The organism is Methanophagales archaeon, from assembly GCA_021159465.1.
Taxonomy (GTDB): domain Archaea; phylum Halobacteriota; class Syntropharchaeia; order Alkanophagales; family Methanospirareceae; genus G60ANME1.
Genome location: JAGGRR010000056.1, coordinates 1 through 1,517 on the forward strand (window position 1 = coordinate 1; position 1,517 = coordinate 1,517).

At 39.5% G+C, this 1,517-nt stretch carries 2 protein-coding genes; both read right to left on the reverse strand.

The window, feature by feature from the left end; all coding sequences use genetic code 11:
• The coding region (locus J7J01_03135; GenBank protein ID MCD6209883.1) for a radical SAM protein at positions 1–736 on the reverse strand (736 nt) is incomplete at its 3' end.
• The gene (locus tag J7J01_03140) at positions 729–1,337 is read right to left on the reverse strand and encodes a radical SAM protein (protein ID MCD6209884.1); all 609 of its coding nucleotides are present in this window, start codon (positions 1,335–1,337) and stop codon (positions 729–731) included. The genes J7J01_03140 and J7J01_03135, both read right to left, overlap by 8 nt.
• Positions 1,338–1,517: the final 180 nt, after the last annotated feature.

Below are 1,517 nucleotides of genomic sequence, written 5' to 3' on the forward strand. Positions count from 1 at the left end.
GATACTTCCCAATGATTTCCTGATGCCTCGGGCAGTCCCAGTAATACAAATCTGGAGTAACTGCCACCCCACAAATCCCTGCCACGCATCCCGTCTCCACACATTTTACGTGCGTTTTGACATATTTACTCACGTATTCCTTCGCTTTCAGCCATTCAGTAAACCTGACAGTTTTGCTGGATTTTTTAAATGTCTGATACATCCCGAAATTTAACACGTTGCATTCGTATTTCTTGCAGAGCGCGATGATGTGGTCAATGCAGTGGAAGTTCAGCTTGCACAGCGCAAACCCTATTGAATGATTAATTTCATGTTCCTGTAAGCACTCAAGCGCCTTTATCGCCTTATCATACGACCCCTTCCCTCTAATTCTGTCATGAGTTCCCCTGTCGCCGTCAATACTGACCATTATTCTGTCATTTTTATCAAAAACGTCTATATACTTTGGTATAAGGATTCCATTCGTGCTCAATCTGAGATGGCTCTGGAATTCTCTGACCAAATTGCAGAGTTGCTCAAATTTTGAATACAACAAAGGCTCACCACCGCTGAGGTATATCGCATAGTCTTTAAGCGGAAATTCGGTGCTCAAGAAGTCGATACAAATGTTTTCAATTATATCCAGAGGTATCTCCATGGTTGTGTCTGGATTATAGGTGTAGTTCCGGGCGTAGCAATGTTTGCATCGCAACTGACAGTTACTGGTAACGTGCAGCCCTAAGAAGTTTTCAACCAATCTTTGTCACCTCCTTTCTCTTTTCCCATTCATGGGTTTTTACCAATTTCATACGATTTCCAGAGGTTTCAATTTTATATCTTACACCTTTGATTTGATTAGAAAAGTAATTGGTTCGGTCCACGTGATTAAAATAACGTAACACAATTTCTTCAACTTTATGGTATCTTTTTTCACAACATTCTTCATATTCATGCTTATCGTGAAATGGACAAATTATTCTTATAACAAACTCAGGATTTATACCGTGTAGAAACCTGCACATATTTTCAAAGGCTACCATATCTATGCAAGAAAAAGGAATTAAGGAAACCACAGCCATACCTTTGAACTTTTTCGTGACTAATTTAAGCGTATCCACCGTATTTTGGATACCATGTCCTCCAGTATACCATTTATGCCATTCATCATCTATATGACGGAAGGATGTCATGATTCCATCAAGACCCAGTTCGTTTGCTTTATTAATAAAATTCTCTTCGACGAGAGAGCCATTCGTTGCGAGCATAACGGTATAATTGGTTCGTGTTTTCAATGACTCAATCAATTTTAATACTTCCTCCTTTTGAAGCAGTGGCTCTCCACCACTTACTGCAAGCATAGTTGATGGCCTATCGTCTCCGAAATTGAGCAAAAGACCTATTATAGTCCCCAACAAAACTAAATCCACGATGGGATAAACTTTTCGATCCACGACTTAGCAAATGATAAGCTCTCTGCAAGTTTGTTTATAGAATGTCCTTTCGATTATTTTCCTCAGAGCTTCTACATTTTCCACGAA